Here is a 22,204-nt window from a genome sequence, read left to right as displayed (position 1 = left end):
GTCAGCGCCCGGCGGGGGCGTGCTGGCCCTGCCGGAACAGCCGTTCCGAGAGGTTCCGGAGCGCGGGCCGCAGCACGCGCTCCAGCCGGTCCAGGGCGACGCACAGCACGAAGGTGAGGCCGATGATGACGGCCGTCAGCACCCAGTACTGGAGCCAGCCGCTGCGGTCTCCCCAGAAGCGCTGGAAGGAGAAGACGCCGCCCAGCCGGTAGAAGAGCAGCATCTCGTGGAAGAAGTACGCGGACAGAGAGGACGTGCCGAACACCTCCACGAAGCGCCGCAGCCGGGACGGCGCCGCGTCCGCGGGCACCCGGGCCTCCAGCCACGTCAACACGAGCAGCACCGTGCTCACCCAGCCGAAGCGCGCCGCCGCGTTGGAGGGATTGGCGACGAAGAAGCGGTGAGGCGGATAGAGGCCGTAGAGAAAGTCACCGAGCACCGCGCCCGTGAAGCCCAGCCCCATCAGCACCAGCAGCGCTTTGATGAGCCCGGCGCGGCCCCAGGCGCCCGCCACCGTTCCCGCGAAGACGCCCAGCCACGCGTAGCCCAGCCAGGGCAGCAGCGGGAAGGGCGCGAAGGAGGACTTCTCCGTCAGCGTGGCCCAGGGGCCATCCACCTGTTCACCCAGGGGCGACACGGCGAACGTGGCCATGGCCAACACGAAGGCGCCGACGCTCAGCACCTTGGGGCGAGCGGAGAGCAGCGCGGCCACCGGCAGGACGATGAGCAGGCACAGGCCCACGCACTGGAGGATGTCCATGCGGAAGATCCACTGGGGCTCGCGCAGCAGGGGGAACCACGCCCAGTTGACCAGGGTGGCCACCGCGAGCACCTCGCCAGCGCGGCGGAGGTTGCGGTGGACGCGCTCGCGGAGCATGCCGCTGGCGGCGCTGCGGACCATCATCAGGGCGGTGGCGAAGCCGGCGGAGAAGATGAACGCGGGGGCCACCAGCCCGTCGACGCGCAGCAGCCGCGCCACCCATTCGCTCTGCCGCAGCTCGGGCGTGAGCAAGGCCAGGGTGTGCGTCTGGACCATGAAGAGGACCGCGATGCCCCGGAGCCAGTCGATGGCTCGGATGCGATCACGGGAGACGAGGGCAGGGGAGGCGGGCGTGGACGTCACGGCCCGCCTACCCTAGAGCATCAGCGGACCCAGCTCACGTTACTGATGGTGAATTTAGAGCCGTCCTGCTTCTCCGCGTTCGTCATCGGCGAGTACACCCGCGTGGAGAAGGTGTTGGCCGCCGTGTCCACCTCCACCAACCGCGTCAGGTTCGATGTGTTCTCGTGATACGCCGTCAGGATTTGGTGGATGGTGTTGCCGTGGACCCCCGTGCTGGCCCGGTACGCGGCATTGCCCGTGTGCCCGGAGAAGACGAACCGCACGTTGGCGTACTGCTTGATGAGTTGGTCGAACACGTACTGCGGGCTGTTGTTGCCATAGCCGCCGTTGCTCTGCTCGATGGCTCCGCTGCCATTCAGGTGGGAGTGGGTGTTGATGATGACGTTGTGACGCGGATGTTGCGCCAGCACCGTCTTCGCCCAGTCCACGGCGCCCGTGCGGGCCCACAGCTCCAGGTTGACCACCAGCCAGTCCAGGCCGCCGGCGGAGAACGTGTGGTAGGAGTTGTCGATCTTCCCCGGCTCGTAGACGCCACCCAGCGCGGTGAAGCGCGTGAGCGGGAAGTGCGCGTTGAAGGTGGTGGTGTCGCGCAGGTTGGCGTTGACGTTGCCCGGGCAGGCGCTGCCGCCGGGGCACACGGCCGCGGTGTCATGGTTGCCAATGGCGTAGACGTAGGGCAGGCCGGCGGCGTCCAGAATCTTGGTGGCCTCGCTGGCGCGCACGTACTGGATGTGGTCCGGCGTGTCCCAGTTCACGACGTCGCCCGTGTGCAGCACGAAGCGCAGTTCGAGCGAGCTCCGGTTGTCCACCAGCCACTGGAGCCGGTGCGTGAGTCGCGCGGGGGGCGTGGTGAGGACCTCGTTCTGTGTGTCGGGGATGACGGCGAAGGTGAACTTCGTGTCGACCGGCGGCGCGGACTCCGGGGCGGCGTAGAACTTGACGAGTCGTGGTCCTGGAAGACCCACCCTGGGCAGTGTCTACCGGTAACCAGTGGCGTCGGCGGGCTTGCCCGCGTCCTGGACCTCGACGACGTAGCGCCAGGCATCGGGCTGGCTGCCATCCAGGTCCGTGAATCCGTAGACGCGTGCGAGCTGGCCGCTGGACAGGGACTGTCCGTTCCACCGCGCCTTGTCCGCGTCCGATGCCAGCGCGGCCACGGCTCGGCCGACATAGGCCGGCGTCTCCGAGATGACGAAGTGGGGCTCCTTCACCGTCGCGTCGCGCCAGTTCGCCTCGGTGACGCCGAAGTGCTCCAGCATGCCTTCGGAGCGCATCCAGCCCGGCGTCAGCGCGACGGCGGTGGCGCCATGGGGCCTGAGCTCTCGAGCCTGGCTCCAGGCCAGCCGGAGCACGGAGGCCTTCGCGAGGTCGTAGAACGTGGAGATGCGGTAGTTCGTCGCGTTGTAGTCGGCGGTGCCGTCGGTGACCTCGACCACGAGTCCGCCCGGGCGGCGGATGAGCAGCGGCAGGGCGAAGTGGCTGGTGATGAGGTGTGTGTCCACGCCCAGCCGGAGCAGCCGCAGCCCCTTGTCGAGCGAGTGCTCCCACACGCTCTTGCTCCACTCGAAGATGGACTCGCCGCCCCAGATGTCGTTGACGAGCACGTCGAGCCGGCCCTGTTCCCCATCGATGCGCTCCACCAGGGCCTGGACCTGTTCGTGCACCAGGTGGTCCGTCTGCACGGCGATGCCGATCCCACCCGCCGCCGTCACCTGCTCGGCGGTCTCTTCAATGGTCTCCGGCCGGTTCTGCTCCGAGCGCTGGGCCCGTGTCGTCCGGCCCGTGACGTAGACGGTGGCGCCCGCCGCGCCGAGCTGCACCGCGATGCCCCGGCCTGCTCCTCGCGTGCCGCCCGCGACCAGTGCCACGCGTCCCTTCAGTGAATCCTTCATGTCCCGCATGCCTGCCTCCTGGGGGATGTCCGTACGAGGGGCGAGCCTACGGAGGATTGTTGACACCTCCTGTCATGATTGGGCGAGTTGGCGGGGTTCACGGAGGAACGCGCCGCGGCCTTTCACCTCCTCACCTATTCGACATCGCGCGAGGAGGTTGGGTGATTCGACGACGCATATGCGGGCACCGCGCTCTGGCTACCGGGGAGTGCTCGCCAAGCAGCCAGCGGGAGGAATGGTCTGTGCCACCGCTCCCGCGGCGCCCGCCTGCACCGGACAACAGTCGGCTTGCGCGTTCTGTCATTCGGCTCGTCCGCAGCGGAACGTCACGTCCTGCGGTGGCCTGTCCGATGCGAGCGGCTTCCTGCCCACGTACTGGCGTGTGCGGCTCAGGGCGCGGGGCAGGTGAGCCTCGGCTCCGGCGCATCGACGTCCTGGAGCCGCAGCAGGCAGCGAAGGGCCTCGGGGTCCGCGGAGTCAGCCAGGTACGTCCGGCGCCACAGCATCGCCGCAACGCGCCGGGGAAGCGTGGGATCCGGCGCGACGAGGGCCCGGCGGACGGCATTGCCTCCCCGAGGCGCTGTCGCCGCCGCGGCTTCGAGCTTGGCGACTTCGTCCGGACAGCCATCCGGGCAGTTGTAGAGGAACACCGCGTGGCCGTGCTCCAGGTTGTGGACATAGAGGCAGGGGGCAACGGGCTCGGAGGCGCTCCCGCACGGGGCCACGCTGCCGCAGTGGAGGCCGGAGTTGGGCGGGTTCTCTCCGTTGCCACACCCTTCGCTCGGGCAGGTGTCGAGGTGGTGGGAGGGGCTCGGCGCCGACAGCGGAAAGCTGAATCGCTCGCAGGGGTCGGCATCGTCGGGAGCCGTGTCGCCGCAGCCGGCGAGGGCGAGGACCGTCAGGAGGGGGAGGAGCGGGCGGGGCATCACGGCCGCGTCATACCGCATCAGCCGGGAAACGCGCCCCGCCGCTCCACGTCGATGTCGCGCAGGCCCTTGAAGCCCAGTCCGGCGGCGAAGCGAAGGAAGTCCTCCCGGGAGAGGCTGCCTCCGGTTGCGTTGAGCGGGAGCCCTCCGAGCTCCATCGGCATCCGGCTGCGAACGGCGAAGTCCACGCGGCCCGGCAGGTAGCCCGCGTTGGCGGCGATGATGATGTGCTCGGGGAGCCGCTGGGCCCAGCGCACCGCGACCTGCGGATGGACCTGGGCCTCCGAGCTGAACAGCAACAGCGCCACGGGACTGGCGATGCGCGGTGGCGTCTTCGAGCACCTCAGCACCTCGCGCTGCACCTCCAGCCGACAGTCGTGCAATGTGTCGACGCCAGGGACGTTGCCCCGGGTGATGTCGGTGGCGCTGCCCGCTCGAAGGAGGACCCCCAACGCCAGCGGTGCCGCGTACCGGGAGGACTTCCGGGCCGCGTTCAGCAATGCCACGGATTCCGTCACGGCGGTGCGTCCCGCCCGGCGGAGGGCGTCCTTGAGGAAGGGAATGGGCGCATCCACGCCCTGGTCCGCCACGGTCCCCAGGACGGCCAGCCATTCCAACGGGCCCGGCACCACGCAGGGCGACACGAGCGCGTAGGTGAGCAGGCTGCAACTGACCGCGGGCTCCAATTCCCGTGCAGAGAGCACGGTCGTTCCCACCTTGCCAGCCGGGGCCGCGTGGGGCGCCACGATGAGCGTGGGGAGGCCCGGCGGAGCGACGGAGTCGTCCATCGCATCCGACGACATCTCGAGCACCACCAATGCGTCGGGCTGTGCCGCACGGAGGCGCTGCTGAAAGGATGGCGAGAGCGCATGCTCGCCCTTGGCCGGTACCTGAGCCTTTACCCGCGCTCCCACGGCCTGGAGCGCGCGGAGCACCAGCGCCCCTGCGGCGAGCCCGTCCACGCTGGGGTGGGGCGCCACCACCACGTGGCGATCCTTCAGCGCCATCAGGAAGTCACGAGCGTCCGCCAGCGCCTCTTCGGATGCGGGCCAGCGGGGGGCCTTCATGTGTCCGAGCAACATGGGGTGAAGGTTTAACGCCGTGGGGCGACACGGGAGGCCGGGCATGGAGCGCTCGCACGGTACCCGGCCGGGCAGATCCAGCGCCGAACAGGGAGGGTGACCACCCAGTTTCGGAGTGTCATCAGTCGCGGGTTCTTCTACGGTCCGCGGCCATGAACCGGAAACGTCCCCTGAATTCCCTCCTGCGTGCGGCCGCGGCCATGGCGCTGCCCGCCTTCCTGGGGTGTGCCCAGGATTCGCAAGTGACGCGCGAGGCGCCCACGCCCGCCGAGTCTTCCGCCGCCGCGTCGCAGCCCACGCCGGCAGAGGCGAAGGCCTTCGCGGAGAAGGTGAACGCGGACCTCAAGCGCCTGTGGACGAAGCAAGCCACCGCGGAATGGATCAAGTCCACGTACATCACCGATGACACCGAGCAGAACGCCGCCTTCGTCAACGAAGAGGTGCTGGCCTACGTCAACGGCGCCATCAAGGAGGCACGGCGCTTCGAGGGCCTGACGTTGGACGCGGACACCGCGCGCATGCTGCACCTGCTCAAGGTGTCCCAGGCGCTGCCGGCGCCGTCGGACGCGGAGCGGCGGTCCGAGCTGGCCGCCACGGCGGCGAAGCTGGAGGGCCTCTACGGCAAGGGCAAGTACTGTGGGCCGGACGGGAAGGGGAAGTGCCGCGACTTGGGGGGGCTGTCCGACGTCATCGCGGAGAGCCGCAACTACGACGAGCTGCTGGACGCGTGGCAGGGCTGGCACTCCGTGGCCCGTCCCATGCGGCCGATGTACGAGCGCCTGGTGTCCCTCTCCAACGAGGGCGCGCAGGACATCGGCTTCAACGACCTGGGCACGCTGTGGCGCTCCGCGTACGATATGTCTCCGGCCGAGTTCGAGGTCGAGGCCCAGCGCCTGTGGGGCCAGGTGAAGCCGCTCTATGACGACCTGCACTGCTATGTGCGCGGCCGTCTGACGAAGCAGTACGGCGCCGACAAGGTTCCCGATGGCAAGCCGATTCCCGCGCACCTGCTGGGCAACATGTGGGCGCAGGAGTGGAACAACATCTACCCGCTGGTGGAGCCCTTCCCCGGTCAGGCCAGCCTGGACGTGGGCTCGGCGCTGAAGCAGCAGAAGTATGACGCGATGCGCATGGTGAAGCTGGGTGAGAAGTTCTTCACCTCGCTGGGCCTCAAGGAGCTGCCGCAGAGCTTCTTCGAGCGCTCGCAGTTCACCAAGCCCGAGGGGCGCGATGTCGTCTGCCACGCCAGCGCCTGGGACGTGAACTTCAGCAACGACCTGCGCGTCAAGATGTGCATCAAGCCCACGGAGGAGGACCTCGTCACCATCCACCACGAGCTGGGCCACAACTACTACTACACGTACTACTACCAGCTCCCGGTGCTCTATCAGGCCGGCGCGAACGACGGCTTCCACGAGGCCATTGGTGATGCGCTCACGCTGTCCATCACCCCGGGCTATCTGCAGCAGGCGGGGTTGCTGAAGGCCGTTCCGAAGAACGAGAAGAACCTCATCAACCTGCAGATGAAGGACGCGCTGGAGAAGATTGCCTTCCTGCCGTTTGGTCTGCTCGTGGACCAGTGGCGCTGGGAGGTGTTCTCCGGCCGCGTGCAGCCGGCGGACTACAACAAGTCCTGGTGGACGCTGCGGGAGAAGTACCAGGGCGTCGCCGCGCCGGTGGCCCGTTCGGAGCAGGACTTCGACCCCGGGGCCAAGTACCACGTGCCCGCAAACGTTCCGTATACACGGTATTTCCTGGCGCGCATCCTCCAGTTCCAGTTCCACAAGGCGCTCTGCGAGGCGTCCGGCTACAAGGGCGCCCTCCACGAGTGCTCCATCTATGGGAACAAGGAGGCCGGCAAGCGGCTCCAGGCCATGTTGGAGCTGGGTGCGAGCAAGCCGTGGCCCGACGCGCTCCAGGCCATGACGGGAACCCGGCAGATGGATGCCACGCCGCTGCTCGACTACTTCAGCCCGCTCCGCACCTGGCTCCAGGCGCAGAACAAGGGCCAGAAGTGCGGTTGGTGACGGTCTGGAGTAGACGCGCCGGGCGGCCACGCTTAAATTGCAGCCGTCTAGGCGGGTTCGCTCGTAGGACCGGACGGCGGATATTCGCGTCCGTGACGAAAGAAGAAGAGAGCAAATGGCTACTGGTACCGTGAAGTGGTTCAACGATGCGAAGGGTTTCGGCTTCCTCACCCAGGACGGTGGTGGTGAGGACGTGTTCTGCCACCACACCGCCATCAACATGGATGGCTTCCGCACCCTCCAGGAGGGCCAGAAGGTGGAGTTCGAAGTGACCCGCGGCCCCAAGGGCCTGCAGGCCCAGAACGTCCGCGCGGCCTGAGCCGAGCGTCGTTCGAACTGCTTCTGATGCATCATGAGGGTCCGGCCCCACGGGGTCGGGCCCTTCGTGCTTTCTGGAGAGCGCTCCGTGTCTTTGTCGACGAAGTTCCGCCGCTCACGCGTCTGTCTGTTGCCCGTTCTCGCCGCGCTGGGTTGCTCCACCACGCCAGCCGTGCCGTCGAGCACGGGCCCGGCCCCCCTCCCTGCCGCGTCGTCCAAGGCACCACCCCCTGCCGACGTCCCGGAGAAGGATCTCACCGCCATGACGTCCACGTTCGACGCCGCGGCCCTGAAGGCGGAGCTCGTGACGCGGCACGGCGAGGCGCAGCGGGCCCGCATCGAGCGGGGCGTCGATCAGGTGGCGGCGATGTGGCGGCCGGAGGACGGAGACCTCGCGGCGTTCGCACGTGAACAGTTCCTGTCCGAACCGAACGCGCTCGACGCGACCTTCCAGCGGCTGGAGCGGCTGTTCGAGCAGCTCGACGGGCACCTGTACGAAATCGGGCGCGAGCTCCAGTGGTACACCGACCTGGACCTGGGGCCGTTGCTGCCGGTGGAGCCCCTGGTGGCTGCGTATGATCCGGCCGCCCACGTCACCACGGACCTGTTCCGCGCACGCGTGGGGTTCGTGGTGTTGCTCAACTTCCCGCTCACCACGTTGGCGGAGCGCGTGGAGCAGGGGCCGTCATGGACGCGGCGGCAGTGGGCCGAGACGCGGCTGGCCGGGCGCTTCAACCAGCGCGTCCCCGCGGAGATTGAACAGGCGTCCTCGCGCGCCATCGCCGCGGCCAACCTGTACATCGCCGAATACAACATCTGGATGCATCACCTGGTGGATGCGCAGGGACGGCGCCCCTTCCCAAAGGGGCTGCGGCTCATCAGCCACTGGAACCTGCGTGACGAGCTGAAGGGTGATTATTCCGACGCGGCGACGGGCGCGCTGAAGCAGCGGATGATCGTCCAGGTGATGGAGCGCATCATCACGCAGACGATTCCCGCGGCCGTCATCGACAACCCGCGGTTGGATTGGGACCCCTTCACCAACACCGTCACGGTGGCTCCGTCGCAGACAGTGGAGGCGGATGCTCCCGCGCGCACGACGAAGCCGGATGCGTCGCCGGAGCCGGACACGCGCTACAAGCACCTGCTGGCCACCTTCCATGCGGCGCGTCAGGCGGACCCCTACGTGCCGGTGGCACCCACGCGAATCGCCCGGAGCTTCGAGCTGGGCCGCGAGCTGCCTGAGGCGCGCGTCCGGGCCCTGCTGACACAGGTGCTGGAGTCACCGCTGGTGCCGCGCGTGGCGAAGGAGATTGAAGCGCGCCTGGGCCGGAAGCTGGAGCCGCAGGACCTCTGGTACTCGGGCTTCAATCCGGGCGGCAAGCGGAAGGAGTCCGAACTGGATGCGCTGACGCGCAAGCGCTACCCCACGGCGGAGGCGTTCGCGAAGGACCTGCCGCGCATCCTCCAGGGCATGGGCTTCACGAAGGCGAAGGCCGTGTGGCTGGCGGAGCGAATTCGCGTGGACGCGTCGCGCGGAGCGGGGCACGCACAGCCGGCGCTTCGGCGAGGCGACTTCCCCCGGCTGCGCACGCGCGTGGAGAAGGGGGGCATGGACTACAAGGGCTACAACATCGCGGTGCATGAGCTGGGGCACAACGTGGAGCAGGTGTTCAGCCTCTACGGCGTGGACCACACGCTGCTCGCGGGGGTGCCCAACAACGCCTTCACGGAGGCGCTGGCCTTCGTGTTCCAGTCGCGCGACCTGGAGTTGCTCGGACTGGGCAAGCCGGACGCGGCGAGCGAGCGGGAGCGGGTGCTTGGCGAGCTGTGGCAGACGTGGGAGCGCGCGGGCATCGCGCTGGTGGATATGTCGGTGTGGCACTGGATGTACGCGCACCCGGATGCCACGCCAGTGCAGCTTCGCGAGGCGGTGGTGGGCATTGCCCGCGAGGTGTGGAACCAGTACTTCGCGCCGGTGCTGGGCGGGGAGGGGAGCACGCTGCTGGCCGTCTACAGCCACATGATCAGCTATCCGCTCTACCTGCCCGACTATCCGCTGGGCCACCTCATCGCGTTCCAGATCGAAGAGCAGCTGAAGCGCAAGGGACCGCTGGGCGCCGAGTTCGAACGCATGGCCACCTACGGTTCGGTGACGCCGGACCAGTGGATGATTCATGCGACCGGAGCCCCGGTGAGCGCGGAGCCGTTGCTCCGCGCCGCCGAGGCCGCCCTGAGTCGCTGACCTACGGCTGCCGGGACGTGTCGCCGGGGATGTCGATGAGCTCGACGTCGAAGGTGAGGACGGCGTTGGGCGGGATGCGCGAGCCGGAGGGCGGCCGCTCGCCATAGGCGGTATTTCCGGGGCAGGTGAGCTTCGCCTTGCCGCCCACCTTCATCTTCGCCACGCCCTGCGTCCAGCAGGGGATGACGCCGTTGAGCGGGAACTCGACGGGGATTCCGCGGCGGGCGGAGGTGTCGAAGATGGTGCCGTCCACCAGCCGGCCCTCGTAGTGGACCTTGACGGTGTCGACGGCGCGCGGGCTTCGGCCGGTTCCCGCCTGGACCTGCTTGTAGACGACGCCGGAGGGAAGCACCTCCGCGCCGGGCTCCTTGGCGGCGCGCTCCAGCGCGGCCTTGCCCGCAAGGGCCTGCCGGCTCTTGGCGAAGGCCTGAATCCGCTGCGCCTGCTCCTTCGGGTCGATGTCGGACGTCTTTCCACCGAGTCCGTCGGACAGGCCCTGTTGCAGCACCTTCAGATCCTCGGGCGACAGCGCGAAGAGGGACAGGTCGCGGCCAATGGAGAGACCGAGCGTGTAGAGGGTCTGCTGGTCCTCCTCGGACAGCGCAGCGGGCGCCGCTGGCGCGGCGGCCGGAGTCGCCGGTGCGGCCTTGGCCGCGGGCTTCTTCGCCGACTTCGAGTCCTGCTGCGCCTGGGCGCCCGTCGCGCCGAGCGCGAACACCAGGGCCGCCGTCCACATCGATCGCATGCATCCACCTTTCATGAGAACCGGCGCACTATAGAGGGTGGCCGCGCGCTCGGTAGACACAAGCCCGCGCGAAGAATTCACCGAGGAAGCACAGCGAGCGCACGAGGCCTCCGCGTGCCGTCCGTTTTCTTGCGAGTTCAGCGCGCGCCTCTACCCTGCATCCAGGTTGCTTCACCCCCGGAGCAACCTGTTGCACCACCTGACCGGAGGCGAAGAAGCCATGAGCGACAAGCGGAAGAACAAGCGGGCGCCCCTCGACATCTACCTGAACAAGTACATGGGTGGCGTGCCGTACATGTCGCGGGCCGCGGACATCAGCCAGGAAGGGCTGAGCCTCGCCCGGCTGCTCGAGCCTCAGCATGAGGCCAAGCGCATCGGCCTCCAGTTCCAGCTCCCGGGCTCGGAGGAGATCATCTACGCCGAGGGGGAAGTGGTGCGTGAGTGGGCGGAGCTGGGGGCCAAGCGCGAGCGCTCGGGTGTGCGCTTCACGTTGCTCACCGACCGTCACCGCAAGATGATCGACGCCTACGTCGACCGTCACGGCAACGAGAACTGACGCATACCCGCCGTGCCGCAGGGGCCTGCCTTGACTTCCCCGGAAGCAGGCCCGTTGAATGGGAAGCCATTCTGCCCTGACACGACCCGCGACGTCGGACGAGGGGCTGGAGGATTTCCCGTGAGGCACTCGCTGTGGGGGATATTGCTGGCCGTGCCACTGACCGCGTTCGGCCAGGGCAAGGAAGCGAAGGCCCCGAAGCCCACCGTCGCCGCCGTGAAAACGGCACCGGGGGCACCGGGCGTCAATTGGGAAGGGCAGGTTCTGCGGGCCACGGGAGTGGGTGCTCCCGACTTGAAGGCCTCCAACCCCGGACAGGCCCGGCTGGGCGCCGAGCGGACCGCTAAGCGGTCCGCCGTCCAGAATCTCATGGACCAGGCCGGGCGCCTCCACATCAGCGCGGGGCGCACCGTGGCGGACGAGCTGGCCCGCGAGGACGTGCGCAAGCGGGTGGAGGCCGCGATGGGCGGCTACAAGGTCGTCGCCCGGCGGTTCTTCTCCGACAGTGGCGTGGAGATTGACGTGGAGGTGCCGCTGTCGGCCCTCACCGCGTCGCTGTTCGCGCCGCCCGCCGCGGACACCGTCATCGCCATCAACGGCGCGGGCGCGAAGAAGTACACAGGCCTGGTGGTGGATGCGCGAGGGCTCGGTGTGCAGCCCGTGCTGGCGCCCCGCCTGTTGGATGACAGCGGCAAAGCGCTGTACGGCGCGGCGGCGCTGGCCAACGAGCGCCGTGCCGCGACAGCCGTGGCCGCGTGGTTCCAGAGCCTGGATGCGGCGAAGAAGGCCTCGCTGGTGGGGGACAAGCCCCTGGTGGTGAAGGCCAAGGGTTCCAAGGGTTCCGACCTGGTGCTTGCCTCGGAGGATGCGAAGGCGCTCGTCGAGGCCAACACGCGCTTCCTGGCCGAGGGCCGGGTCGTGATCGTCACGCAGTGACTTCGAGGTCCTCGGCGAGCTGATGCGGAAGGTTCTGCTGTTGGTGATGGTGTCCACGTTCGCTGGGTGTGCGAAGCGTCAGGAGCCCGAGTCCCTGCTCAAGGCCCGCGAGCTGATGGCGGAAGCCCAGAATCCCAGCGGCAACCTGGCCCTGCTTTGCGAACCCGTGGACGCGGAGGTGTATCTGGATGGCGTCTGGCAGGGGCTCTGCAGCGACTTCTCGGGTTCCCCCAAGGCGCTGCGAGTGGGCAGCGGCCTGCACGAGATTGAAGTGAAGAAGCAGGGGTACTGGCCCTATACGACGTACTTCGAGCCCAGCCGGGCCCGCGCGCGGCTGACCATCCAGCTCCGCGCCTCTGGGCCGAAGGCCGGTGGTTCGGAGTGACGCCGGGCCGGGTGTAAAGCGGGCGGGCTTCCACGAAAGCCCGTTTCCTGTGCTTTCGTGAAGTGCAATCAGGACATGACGCCGCCGTAGCTGGGACTGAAGAGGAGAGCGCCATCGGACGCCGCAGGAAAGGTCATTCCCCCGCCGCCGTGAAACCCGCCGCCGCTTCCGTGCCGTCGTCGGCACGGCCTGCCCCCGTGCTTCACGAGGTGCCGCCGCCGCGTGGCCAGGACAAGGCCGCGGCCGAGACGGCCCGTGTGCGGGTCGCCGAGCCCGTGGCGGTGGCCGAGAGCGACTTGTCCGAGACGGACGCCCGGCGCATCGACCTGTGGTGGTCGGCGGTGATGGTGGGCTCGCTGGGGCTGGTGTTCGCGCTGCTCTCCGTCTTTGGCGGTGTGGCGGTGCCGGTGCTGCTCGCGCTTTCGGGCGCGTACATCTTCAACCCCATCGTCACCGAGCTGGAGAAGCGGCGGCTGGACCGCACTTGGGGGACGACGCTCGTCTTCGCGGTGGGGACGCTGATGCTGGTAGGCGCGGTGCTGTACCTCATCCCGGTGTTCCGGGAGGAGGCGTCGAAGCTGCCGGACTTCTTCCACCGTGCGAGCACCCAGGTGGTGCCGAAGGTGGAAGGGTTGGTGGGGCATTCGTTGCCGGACCTGGTGCGCCAGCGCACCGCCGAGCTGGGAAAGCAGGCGTCAGAGTTGGTCCAGAGCGCGGGGCCGGCGGCGGCGCGCATCCTGGCGAGCTTCGCGGGCAACACGGCGCGACTGGTGGTGACGTTGCTGGGCCTGTCGGTGGTGCCGGTGCTGGCCTTCTTCTTCCTGCAGGACTACCCCCGGCTGATGGGCCTGGTGAAGGACCTGCTGCCCCGGCGCGCGGTGGGGCTGGTGAGCCGGCGCTTCGCGGAGGTGGATGAGGTGCTCTCCGCCTTCGTGCGCGGCCAACTCATCGTCGGCGGCGTGCTGTCGGTCATCTACGCGGCGGGCCTGTCCGCGGCGCGCATCGACATGGCCATCGTCATTGGTGTGATTGCCGGCTTCGGCAACATGGTGCCGTACCTGGGCACGGGCGTGGGCATCGTGCTGTCGCTGGTGGGGCTCATGCTGTCGTGGCAGGGGCCGTGGCAACTGGCGGCGGTGGCGGCCACCTTCGTCATCGGGCAGATGCTGGAGGGCTTCGTCATCACCCCGCGAATCGTGGGGGAGAAGGTCGGGCTGGCGCCGGTGGCGATCATCCTGGCCATCCTCGCCTTCGGTGAGCTGTTCGGCTTCGTGGGCATCCTGCTGGCGGTGCCGGTGGCGGCCATCCTCAAGGTGGTCCTGAGCGTGGTGGTGGAGCGCTACCGCCGGACGCGGCTCTACACAGGGGAGCCCAAGTCGCCGTGACGAAGCTGGAGTCGCTACACAAGGAGATCACCGGCTGCAGGGCCTGCCCCCGGCTGGTGGAGTGGCGGGAGGAGGTGGCGCGAGTGAAGCGCCGCGCCTACCGCGACTGGAATTACTGGGGCCTGCCCGTTCCCGGCTTTGGAGACCCCAGGGCTCGGCTCGTCATCGTGGGGCTGGCGCCGGCGGCCCATGGGGCGAACCGGACGGGGCGGATGTTCACCGGAGACCGCTCGGGCGACTTCCTCTATGCCGGGCTGCACCGCGCGGGCTTCGCGAATCAGGCCCTCTGCGAGCACCGGGATGACGGGCTCCGGCTGAAGGACGCCTTCATCGTGTCGGCGGCGCGCTGTGCTCCGCCCGACAACAAGCCCCTCCCAGAGGAACTGGCCCGCTGTGCGCCGTTCCTGGATCGTGAGCTGGCGCTGCTGCCGGGCCGGGTGATGCTCGCGCTGGGGGCCATCGGCTGGAACGCCGCGCTCGTGGCCCTGGCGCGGCAGGGGATGGAGGTTCCGTCGCCTCGGCCCGCGTTCGGGCATGGGGCGGAGCTGCGCCTGCCGGGCGGCCGGACGCTGCTGGGCTGCTACCACGTCAGCCAGCAGAACACGCAGACGGGGCGGCTGACCCCGGCGATGTTCGACGCCGTCATGTCCCGGGTCCACACGCTGCTGGAAACGACGGATCCGAAGGCGCGCGGGAAGAGTTGAAGAAGCCTTCTGTGTTTGCTTGACAGTTGGGGGAGCCCGCTGTTATTCCCCGCGCCACCGAAGCGGCTGCAACGGGTCGTTAGCTCAGCGGTAGAGCACTACCTTGACACGGTAGGGGTCAGTGGTTCGATCCCACTACGACCCATCATCAAAGAGTGACTTCAGCGGGCGGCACGGCTTTAAAAGAGCCTGCCGCCCGTTTTTTTTCCGAGGTTCGTATGTCCGACATCATCACGGTGACGCTCCCCGACGGCTCGCAGAAGCAGACGGCCCGGGGGACCACGATCGCGGACTTCGTGCGGGAGAGCATCGGCCCCGGCCTGGCGAAGGCCGCCCTCTTCGCGCGCGTGAATGGTCAGGACATGGACCTGGCCCGCAAGCTGGACGAGGACGTGAAGCTGCAGATCTTCACGCCCAAGAGCCCCGAATCCCTGGAGCTGATCCGCCACGACGCCGCCCACGTGGTGGCCAGCGCGGTGCAGAAGCTCTTCCCGGGCACGCAGGTGACCATCGGTCCCGCGACGGAGGAGGGCTTCTATTACGACTTCTTCCGCGAGAAGCCCTTCACGCCCGAGGACCTGGAGAAGATCGAGGCCGAGGCGAACGCCGAGCTGAAGCGGGACATGGCCTTCGTCCGCACCGAAATCTCCATGGACGAGGCCGTGCGCCTGTTCGAGGAGAAGGGCGAGAAGTTCAAGGTCGAGATCGTCAAGGACATCGCGGCCAAGGGCGCCAAGACGCTGACGCTCTACACGCACGGTGACTGGGTGGACTTCTGCCTGGGGCCCCACGCGCCCAGCACGGGGAAGATCGGCATCATCAAGATCCTCTCCTCCAGCGGAGCGTACTGGCGGGGTGACCACCGCAACCCGATGCTCCAGCGCGTCTACGGCACTGCCTTCTTCGACAAGAAGCAGTTGGCGGAGTACCTGACGCGCATCGAGGAGTCGAAGAAGCGCGACCACCGCAAGCTGGGCAAGGAGCTGGACCTCTTCCACTTCCACCCGTACTCGCCGGGCTCCGCCTTCTGGACCCCGAAGGGCACCACGCTCTACACCACGCTGTCGAACTGGATGCGTCAGCTGACGCAGAACGACGGCTACGTGGAGATCAAGACGCCCCTGATGTTCAACAAGGGGCTGTGGGAGACCAGCGGGCACTGGGGCAAGTACAAGGAGAACATGTTCCTCGTGCTCGACAGCGAGTCGGGGGAGCACGACTTCTCGCTCAAGCCGATGAACTGCCCGTCGCACCACCTGTTCTACGGCTTCAAGAAGCACAGCTACCGCGACCTGCCGCTGCGCTACCACACGCAGGACGTGCTGCACCGCAACGAGGCGGCGGGCTCCCTGGGCGGCCTCACGCGCGTGCGCCAGTTCGCGCAGGACGACGCGCACATCTACTGCACGGAGGCGCAGATCACCGACGAGGTGCGGCGCTTCGTGAAGCTCCTGGACCACGTCTACAAGGCGGTGGGCCTCACCTACGCGGTGAAGTTGTCCACGCGGCCCGAGCAGCGCCTGGGTGATGACTCCCTGTGGGATCGCGCCGAGGGCGGCCTCAAGGCCGCGCTGGAGTCGCTGGGCCTCGAGTACGAACTGGCCCCGGGTGACGGCGCGTTCTACGGCCCGAAGATCGACTTCGCGGTGTCGGACAGCATCGGCCGCCGGTGGCAGCTGGGCACCATGCAGTTGGATTACCTGGCGCCCGAGCGCTTCGACCTGACCTACGTGGGCGAGGACAACGCCGAGCACCGCCCCGTGGTGCTCCACCGCGCCATCTTCGGCTCGTTCGAGCGCTTCACGGCCATCCTCATCGAGCACTTCGCCGGCGCCTTCCCGGCCTGGCTGGCCCCCATTCAGGCGGTGCTGGTGACGGTGGCGGACCGGCAGAACGACTATGCTCGGAAGGTTCGGGACTCCCTGAGGGCGAAGGGCTACCGGGTGGAGTTCGACGAGCGCGGCATGTCGATGAACGCGAAGATCCGCGAGGCCCAGCTTCAGAAGGTGCCGTTCACCCTGGTGGTGGGCGACAACGAGGTGTCGGGCGAGGGCGTGTCGCCGCGGCGGTACGGCGGTGAGGACCTCAAGACGATGAAGGTGACGGACTTCGAGGCCCTGCTGGCGAAGGAAGCGGCCCTGCCGTGATCGGGAGGTCAGGACGCCTGGCGGCTTGCTGACGGGCCTTGACTCCCTGTTGCACCTAAGTATCTTTGCGCACTTTCGAGGGGAGCCTGCCCAAGTTCCCCAATTTTCGAGAGTTCTCGCACCTGCCGCTCAAGTCCAACGGCACGGGGCATGGAAGGATCAGGACGATGCCGAAGTTGAAGACCCGCAGCAGCGCGAAGAAGCGCTTTGAAGTGAAGAAGAGCGGCAAGGTCAAGCACGGCAAGGCCTTCGCGAAGCACCTCTTCACGTTCTCGAAGACGCCGAAGTCCAAGCGCAGCGGCCGCGGCACCGGCCATCTTCGCGACATGGACGCGAAGAAGGTCATCAAGGAGATGTTCCCCTACGGGGGCTGATTTCGCGGTTCTGAAGTCAGGGACAACGTGGCCTCGTCGGAGCGGCTTTGAGCCTGCGCCGGGGGGCTTCCAAACTACGCAGTCCGAAGTGAGGCAGTCATGCGCGTGAAGAAGGGTGTCAAGGCTCGTCGTCGTCGTAATAGGATTTTGAAGCTGGCCAAGGGCTACCGCGGCCGTCGGAAGAACTGCTACAAGCGCGCCAACGAAGCGGTTGAGCGGGCGCTGGACTACGCCAGCCGCGACCGCATGCAGCGCAAGCGGGACTTCCGTCGCCTGTGGATTGTCCGCATCAACGCGGCCGCCCGCACGGTGGGTCTCTCCTATTCGAAGCTGATCGCGGGCCTCGCGAAGGCGAAGATCGGCCTGGACCGCAAGGTTCTGTCCGATATGGCCATCGCGGATCCGTCGGGTTTTGCGGCCGTCGCCAACATCGCGAAGGCGGCCTGAGACACATCCAGCCCGCAAGGCTGGAGACAGAACGGGTGGGGTGGTGGGCTGACGCTGGCCACCCTGTCCGGATGTTTGAACGGGCTGCCTCTCTGGGGCGGCCCTTTTTTTTGCCTCGGCGCCAAGGGCGCGCGGGGAACTGGAACGGAGGCGGAAGTCCATGCGGGATCGGTTGCTGGCGCTCGCGGAGTCCGCGAGGCGGGAGATTGGCGGCGCGTCGGAGCTGTCCGCGGTGGAAGCACTGCGGGTTCGCTACCTGGGCAAGAAGGGTGAACTGTCCGGCGTGCTGGGCGGCATGGGCAAGCTGCCCCCGGACGAGCGGCGCTCGCTGGGCGAGGTGGCCAACAGCGTGAAGGCGGAGCTGGAGAAGCTGCTCGCCGAGGCCGTGGAGCGCGCCGAGGCGGCCGCGCTGGAGGCCCAGCTTCAGGGCCCGGGCCTGGACGTGACGCTGCCAGGACGCGGCGTGGCGCTGGGCAGCCGGCACCCCGTGTCGCGGACGATGGAGGAGATTGTCCGGACCTTATCGCGGCTCGGCTTCGACGTGGCCAGCGGCCCGGAAATCGAGCTGGACTACTTCAACTTCGAGGCGCTGAACCTGCCGAAGGACCATCCTGCGCGGGACATGCAGGCCACCTTCTACGTGGATGAGGCCACCCTGGGCCACGCGAAGAAGGCGGACAGCTCCGTGCTGCTGCGCACGCACACGTCCCCGGTGCAGGTGCGGTACATGCTCAACCGCAAGCCGCCCATCCGCGCGGTGATGCCGGGCCGGGTGTACCGGCGCGACTCGGACATCACGCACACGCCGATGTTCCACCAGGTGGAAGGCCTGCTGGTGGACAAGGGCGTGACGTTCGCCGAGCTGAAGGGCTCGTTGGCGGCGTTCGTGACGGCGTTCTTCGGTTCGGACACGCGCACGCGCTTCCGCCCGTCCTTCTTCCCCTTCACGGAGCCCTCCGCGGAGGTGGACATCACCTGCACGAACTGCGCGGGCAAGGGCTGCCGCATCTGCAAGCAGACGGGGTGGTTGGAGGTGCTGGGCAGCGGCATGGTGCACCCCAACGTCTTCACCTCCGCCGGGTATGACCCGAACGAGGTGACGGGCTACGCGTTCGGCATGGGCGTGGAGCGCATCGCCATGCTGCGCTACCGCATCGACGACCTGCGGATGATGTTCGAGAACGACGCGCGGTTCCTCGAGCAGTTCTGAGATTCCAGGGGGCCTCTCGTGGGCCCCCGTGTTCCAGCCGATTGAAGAAGAGGGTGGACCTGTGAAGATTTCGGTGAAGTGGCTGGGCGATTACGTGGCGCTGCCGCCGTCCGTGGACGAGCTGGCGCGCAAGCTGACCGCCGCGGGCCTGGAGATTGAGGGAATGGAGCGCCCCGCGGAAGCCCTTCGTGGCGTGGTGGTGGCGCAAATCAAGGAGTCCGTGCAGCACCCCAACGCGGACAAGCTGTCCGTCACGCAGGTGGATATCGGCGGGACGGCGCTGCTCCAGGTGGTGTGCGGCGCGAAGAACTTCAAGGTGGGCGACAAGGTGCCGCTGGCCACCGTGGGCGCGACGCTGCCCAACGGCATGGACATCAAGCAGGCGGCACTGCGCGGCGTGGACAGCTTCGGCATGCTCTGCTCGTCCAAGGAGCTGGGCCTGAGCGAGGAGTCCAGCGGCCTGCTCATCCTGCCTGCGAACACGCGCGTGGGCACGCCCATCGCGGAGGCCGTGGGCCTGGATGACGTGGTGCTGGAGGTGAACGTCACGCCGAACCGCCCGGATGCGCTCAGCCACCTGGGCGTGGCGCGCGAGGTGAGCGTGGTGACGGGCTCCGCGTTGAAGGTGCCCCAGCCGAAGCCCGCGGAGTCAGGCACGCCCGCCGCCGAGCAGGTGAAGGTGCGCGTGGAGGCCCCGGACCGCTGCCCGCGCTACGTAGCGCGCGTGGTGGAGAACGTGAAGATTGGCCCGTCTCCGCAGTGGATGCAGGACCGGCTGAAGGCGGCCGGGGTGCGCGCCATCAACAACGTGGTGGATGTCACCAACTACGTGAACCTGGAGTACGGGCAGCCGCTGCACGCCTTCGACCTGGAGAAGCTGGCCGGTCAGGAGATTGTCGTCCGCACGGCGACGCGCGGTGAGAAGCTCAAGACGCTGGACGGCAAGGACCGCGTCCTGGACGTGGATGACCTGGTCATCGCGGACAAGGACCGGGCGCAGGCCATCGCCGGCGTCATGGGCGGCGGCGACAGCGAGGTGACCGAGGGCACCAGGCGGTTGGTGCTGGAGTCGGCGAACTTCCAGGGTTCCACGGTGCGGCGTTCGTCGAAGCGGCACGGGTTGCACACGGAGGCATCGCACCGCTTCGAGCGCGGGGCGGACATGGACGCCGTGGTGCCGGCCATTGACCGGGCGGCGCAGCTCATCGCGGAGCTGGCGGGGGGCACGGTGGCTCCTGGCCGCGTGGACGTGTACCCGGCGCCGAAGCCGCCTCGGAAGGTGACGCTGCGCTTCGCCCGGGTGGAGCAGGTGCTGGGTGTGGCCGTGGCGGAGCAGGAGGTCCGCCGCATCCTGGAGGCCCTGGGCTTCAAGGCGGTGGAGGAGGGGACGGGGCAGGCGACGTACGAGGTGCCCCGGGCCCGTGTCGACGTGGAGCGCGAGGAGGACCTGTTGGAGGAGGTCGCGCGCATCTTCGGCTACGACAACATCCCGGCGACGCTGCCGCGAGGACTGGCCACGCTGGCCCCGGAGCCCGCGCATGCCGAGGCCGAGCGCCGCATGCGTCAGGCGCTGGCCGGGGCGGGCTTCGACGAGGTGGTGAACTACTCGTTCGTCGCGCCGCGCAGCCTGGAGGTGCTGGGTGGGGCGGAGAAGTCGGTGGCGCTGCTCAACCCGCTGAGCACGGAGCAGTCGGTGATGCGCACCAGCCTGCTTCCGGGCCTGCTGGAGAACCTGCCCCGCAGCGTGCGGCACCAGGTGGAGGCGGTGGCCATCTACGAGACGGGCCGAGCCTACTTCCAGGACGTGGAAGGCGGGCAGGGGCAGCGTCCTGCGGCGCGCGAGGTGCCTCGCGTGGCGGGCCTGGTGTGGGGCCTGCGCGGTGGCGGCCGGAGCTGGACGCACAAGGATGCCCGCGCGGACTTCTACGACGCGAAGGCGGCGGTGGAGGGGCTGCTGGGCGCACTCCGCGTGGAGGGCGTGACGTACGTGCCCGCGGGGCCGGCGGCGTACCACCCGAAGGCCGTGGCGCAGGTGAAGGCGGCGGACGGCACGGTGCTGGGCCACGTGGGCGAGGTGCACCCACGGGTGGTGAAGGCGCTGGGACTGCCGGACGGGGTGTTCGTCTTCGAGTTGGATACGGAGCCGCTGTACGCGGCCTCGAAGCTGGTGCCGGCGTACCGGTCGCTGCCGCGTTTCCCGGCGGTGCTGCGGGACCTGGCGGTGGTGGTGCCGCTGGAGTTGCCCAACGACGAGGTGCGCCGGGTGATCCTGGAGGTGGGCAAGCCGCTGGTGGAGGACGCTCAGGTGTTCGACGTGTACACCGGTGAGCAGATTCCCCAGGGTCGGAAGAACCTGGCGTACGCGCTGCGCTACCGCTCGGCCGAGCGGACGCTGACCGATGTCGAGGTCAACGAGGCGCATCAGCGCATCGTGGACGAGGTGAAGCAGCGACTGGGGGCTGCCTTGCGCGCCTGAATTCCTGAATGAAGTCAGAGGGTTGACACGTCTTTGGGAAGGCTGCAACAGTGCCCGGCGTTCAGCCCCGAGGGCTTCCCGAGGATTCGCATGACGAAGGCGGACATCATCGAGGGTGTCTACGAGAAGGTCGGCTTCTCGAAGAAGGAGTCAGCCGAAATCGTGGAGCTCGTGTTCGACACGCTCAAGGAGACCCTGGAGCGCGGGGACAAGATCAAGATCTCCGGGTTCGGCAACTTCCAGGTGCGCCAGAAGAAGGCGCGCGTGGGCCGCAACCCGCAGACGGGCAAGGAGATCGAGATCTCGGCGCGCCGGGTGCTGACCTTCCGGCCGAGCCAGGTGCTGAAGAGCGCCCTGAACGGTGAGGCGCCGCCGGAGGATCACGCGGAGATCGACGCCCGGGAGGAGGCCGCCGCCGACGCGGCCGAGGCCCGTGGCGAGGACTTCGACGAAGAGGGAATGGAGGACATGGAAGGGTGAGTTTTTTGGACGGTGCCCTGCTGCTCTTGCTTGACCTGAACGTCATGTGGGGGCATAAGGGCGCACCCTTTCACGGCAGCAGCAGTGCCGGGGCGTAGCGCAGCCTGGTAGCGCACTTGCTTGGGGTGCAAGTGGTCGCAGGTTCAAATCCTGTCGCCCCGACCATCGAAGGCCCTGGAGTTCTTGGCGAAAGCTGAGGATTCCAGGGCCTCTTTTTTGTGCTTCCGGGAGGATGGCGAACTGCCGTACGCGCGGCTGGCTCAGTGTTGGCTTCAAGCAGGAGTTCAGCGGTGCCCAGACTTGCGGCCCCGAGTGCAGGCAAGTTACGGCCCTCGCGCAGTTTCTCTGCGTCGAGTCGCTCATAGAGCCACGGGGTGATACCTCGATCCGGATGCGCAACATCGAGGCCACCAGGACCACTGGCTGGTCGATACGCCAGAGGACGTCTGCGGTGCTCGGCGTCCATCCTTCTAAACCGCCTCGACGAATCCCCTAAACCTCGGAACGGTTGTTCCAATGAAGGGGGTGGTGGTGATGGGGCAGCAGCCATTCAGGCTGACGCCCGAGCAGATGGAGGAGCGGCGATTGTTCGCCGCTTCACTGCTGAAATCGGGTTGGCGCCCAGTAGACGTAGCGGACGAGTGCGGCGTCACCCGAGGAGCCGTGTCGCAGTGGTGCAAAGCCCTCGCACAGGGCGGCGTCAGGAAGCTGCGGCACAAGCCGCATCAGGGACGTCCCTCGCGGCT

21 protein-coding genes and 2 tRNA genes are annotated in these 22,204 nt (G+C 68.0%); 17 read left to right on the top strand and 6 right to left on the bottom strand.

Going from position 1 to position 22,204, the window contains the following annotated elements:
* Position 1: 1 nt before the first annotated feature.
* The 5 genes from F8M74_RS01955 to F8M74_RS01935 form a co-directional block, all read right to left on the bottom strand.
* On the bottom strand, positions 2 to 1,123 hold the full coding sequence (locus F8M74_RS01955; RefSeq protein ID WP_141254376.1) for a heparan-alpha-glucosaminide N-acetyltransferase domain-containing protein: 1,122 nt from the start codon (positions 1,121 to 1,123) through the stop codon (positions 2 to 4).
* Positions 1,124 to 1,143: 20 nt separating this feature from the next.
* The gene (locus F8M74_RS01950; RefSeq protein ID WP_228560520.1) at positions 1,144 to 2,088 is read right to left on the bottom strand and encodes a metallophosphoesterase; all 945 of its coding nucleotides are present in this window, start codon (positions 2,086 to 2,088) and stop codon (positions 1,144 to 1,146) included.
* Between the two features lie 12 nt (positions 2,089 to 2,100).
* Complete coding sequence (locus F8M74_RS01945) at positions 2,101 to 3,015, bottom strand: SDR family oxidoreductase (RefSeq protein WP_171410363.1); 915 nt, start codon at positions 3,013 to 3,015, stop codon at positions 2,101 to 2,103.
* A 389-nt stretch (positions 3,016 to 3,404) separates the two neighbouring features.
* Positions 3,405 to 3,962 carry a DUF3105 domain-containing protein gene (locus F8M74_RS01940; RefSeq protein WP_141279591.1) on the bottom strand — a complete coding sequence of 186 codons (558 nt, stop codon included), beginning with the start codon at positions 3,960 to 3,962 and terminating at the stop codon, positions 3,405 to 3,407.
* Positions 3,962 to 5,008, bottom strand: a complete 1,047-nt coding sequence (locus tag F8M74_RS01935; protein ID WP_228560783.1) for a hypothetical protein — start codon at positions 5,006 to 5,008, stop codon at positions 3,962 to 3,964. The genes F8M74_RS01940 and F8M74_RS01935 overlap by 1 nt, the downstream gene beginning before the upstream one ends.
* A 167-nt stretch (positions 5,009 to 5,175) precedes the next feature.
* Between F8M74_RS01935 and F8M74_RS01930 the strand changes: the two genes are divergently transcribed.
* The 3 genes from F8M74_RS01930 (at position 5,176) to F8M74_RS01920 (ending at position 9,613) form a co-directional block, all read left to right on the top strand.
* Complete coding sequence (locus F8M74_RS01930; RefSeq protein WP_141258205.1) at positions 5,176 to 7,050, top strand: M2 family metallopeptidase; 1,875 nt, start codon at positions 5,176 to 5,178, stop codon at positions 7,048 to 7,050.
* 115 nt (positions 7,051 to 7,165) lie between these two features.
* The gene (locus tag F8M74_RS01925) at positions 7,166 to 7,369 is read left to right on the top strand and encodes a cold-shock protein (RefSeq protein WP_011553608.1); all 204 of its coding nucleotides are present in this window, start codon (positions 7,166 to 7,168) and stop codon (positions 7,367 to 7,369) included.
* A gap of 33 nt (positions 7,370 to 7,402) precedes the next feature.
* Positions 7,403 to 9,613 carry a hypothetical protein gene (locus F8M74_RS01920; protein ID WP_141258206.1) on the top strand — a complete coding sequence of 737 codons (2,211 nt, stop codon included), beginning with the start codon at positions 7,403 to 7,405 and terminating at the stop codon, positions 9,611 to 9,613.
* Between the two features lies 1 nt (position 9,614).
* On the opposite strand, the gene F8M74_RS01915 is transcribed toward F8M74_RS01920, so the two are convergent.
* Positions 9,615 to 10,358, bottom strand: coding sequence for an FKBP-type peptidyl-prolyl cis-trans isomerase (locus F8M74_RS01915; protein ID WP_228560785.1), 744 nt, complete (start codon positions 10,356 to 10,358; stop codon positions 9,615 to 9,617).
* A gap of 220 nt (positions 10,359 to 10,578) precedes the next feature.
* Here F8M74_RS01915 and F8M74_RS01910 point away from each other — a divergent pair, with 220 nt between their 5' ends.
* The 14 genes from F8M74_RS01910 to F8M74_RS01845 all read left to right on the top strand — a co-directional run.
* The gene (locus F8M74_RS01910; protein ID WP_171410519.1) at positions 10,579 to 10,914 is read left to right on the top strand and encodes a PilZ domain-containing protein; all 336 of its coding nucleotides are present in this window, start codon (positions 10,579 to 10,581) and stop codon (positions 10,912 to 10,914) included.
* A 120-nt stretch (positions 10,915 to 11,034) separates the two neighbouring features.
* On the top strand, positions 11,035 to 11,850 hold the full coding sequence (locus F8M74_RS01905) for a hypothetical protein (protein WP_228560787.1): 816 nt from the start codon (positions 11,035 to 11,037) through the stop codon (positions 11,848 to 11,850).
* Positions 11,851 to 11,872: 22 nt separating this feature from the next.
* Positions 11,873 to 12,235, top strand: coding sequence for a PEGA domain-containing protein (locus F8M74_RS01900; protein ID WP_011553613.1), 363 nt, complete (start codon positions 11,873 to 11,875; stop codon positions 12,233 to 12,235).
* 149 nt (positions 12,236 to 12,384) lie between these two features.
* Positions 12,385 to 13,620 carry an AI-2E family transporter gene (locus F8M74_RS01895; protein ID WP_228560789.1) on the top strand — a complete coding sequence of 412 codons (1,236 nt, stop codon included), beginning with the start codon at positions 12,385 to 12,387 and terminating at the stop codon, positions 13,618 to 13,620.
* Entirely contained in the window at positions 13,617 to 14,324 is a 708-nt protein-coding gene (locus F8M74_RS01890) for a uracil-DNA glycosylase (RefSeq protein ID WP_141258209.1), read from the top strand. Before F8M74_RS01895 ends, F8M74_RS01890 begins: the two co-directional genes overlap by 4 nt.
* Before the next feature lie 73 nt (positions 14,325 to 14,397).
* Positions 14,398 to 14,469 (top strand) — tRNA-Val (locus F8M74_RS01885).
* A 73-nt stretch (positions 14,470 to 14,542) separates the two neighbouring features.
* Positions 14,543 to 16,471 carry a threonine--tRNA ligase gene (gene thrS, locus F8M74_RS01880; protein WP_141258210.1) on the top strand — a complete coding sequence of 643 codons (1,929 nt, stop codon included), beginning with the start codon at positions 14,543 to 14,545 and terminating at the stop codon, positions 16,469 to 16,471.
* Between the two features lie 167 nt (positions 16,472 to 16,638).
* On the top strand, positions 16,639 to 16,845 hold the full coding sequence (gene rpmI / locus F8M74_RS01875; protein ID WP_140791628.1) for a 50S ribosomal protein L35: 207 nt from the start codon (positions 16,639 to 16,641) through the stop codon (positions 16,843 to 16,845).
* 99 nt (positions 16,846 to 16,944) lie between these two features.
* Positions 16,945 to 17,292: a 50S ribosomal protein L20 gene (gene rplT, locus F8M74_RS01870; RefSeq protein WP_011553618.1), complete on the top strand. Its 348-nt coding sequence runs from the start codon at positions 16,945 to 16,947 to the stop codon at positions 17,290 to 17,292.
* A 160-nt stretch (positions 17,293 to 17,452) separates the two neighbouring features.
* Positions 17,453 to 18,502 (top strand): phenylalanine--tRNA ligase subunit alpha, encoded by a 1,050-nt coding sequence (gene pheS / locus F8M74_RS01865; RefSeq protein WP_141258211.1) that lies wholly within the window; start codon positions 17,453 to 17,455, stop codon positions 18,500 to 18,502.
* 61 nt (positions 18,503 to 18,563) lie between these two features.
* On the top strand, positions 18,564 to 20,978 hold the full coding sequence (pheT, locus tag F8M74_RS01860; RefSeq protein WP_171410518.1) for a phenylalanine--tRNA ligase subunit beta: 2,415 nt from the start codon (positions 18,564 to 18,566) through the stop codon (positions 20,976 to 20,978).
* Between the two features lie 90 nt (positions 20,979 to 21,068).
* On the top strand, positions 21,069 to 21,458 hold the full coding sequence (locus F8M74_RS01855; RefSeq protein WP_002639669.1) for an integration host factor subunit alpha: 390 nt from the start codon (positions 21,069 to 21,071) through the stop codon (positions 21,456 to 21,458).
* An 88-nt stretch (positions 21,459 to 21,546) separates the two neighbouring features.
* A tRNA-Pro gene (locus F8M74_RS01850) sits at positions 21,547 to 21,623 on the top strand.
* Between the two features lie 351 nt (positions 21,624 to 21,974).
* On the top strand, positions 21,975 to 22,204 hold a 230-nt coding region (locus F8M74_RS01845), incomplete at its 3' end, for a helix-turn-helix domain-containing protein (protein WP_141257593.1).

It is taken from the genome of Myxococcus sp. CA023, from assembly GCF_010998615.1.
GTDB lineage: Bacteria > Myxococcota > Myxococcia > Myxococcales > Myxococcaceae > Myxococcus.
The sequence above is the reverse complement of the archived record's forward strand: the minus strand, read 5'-3'. Positions and strand labels throughout refer to the sequence as shown.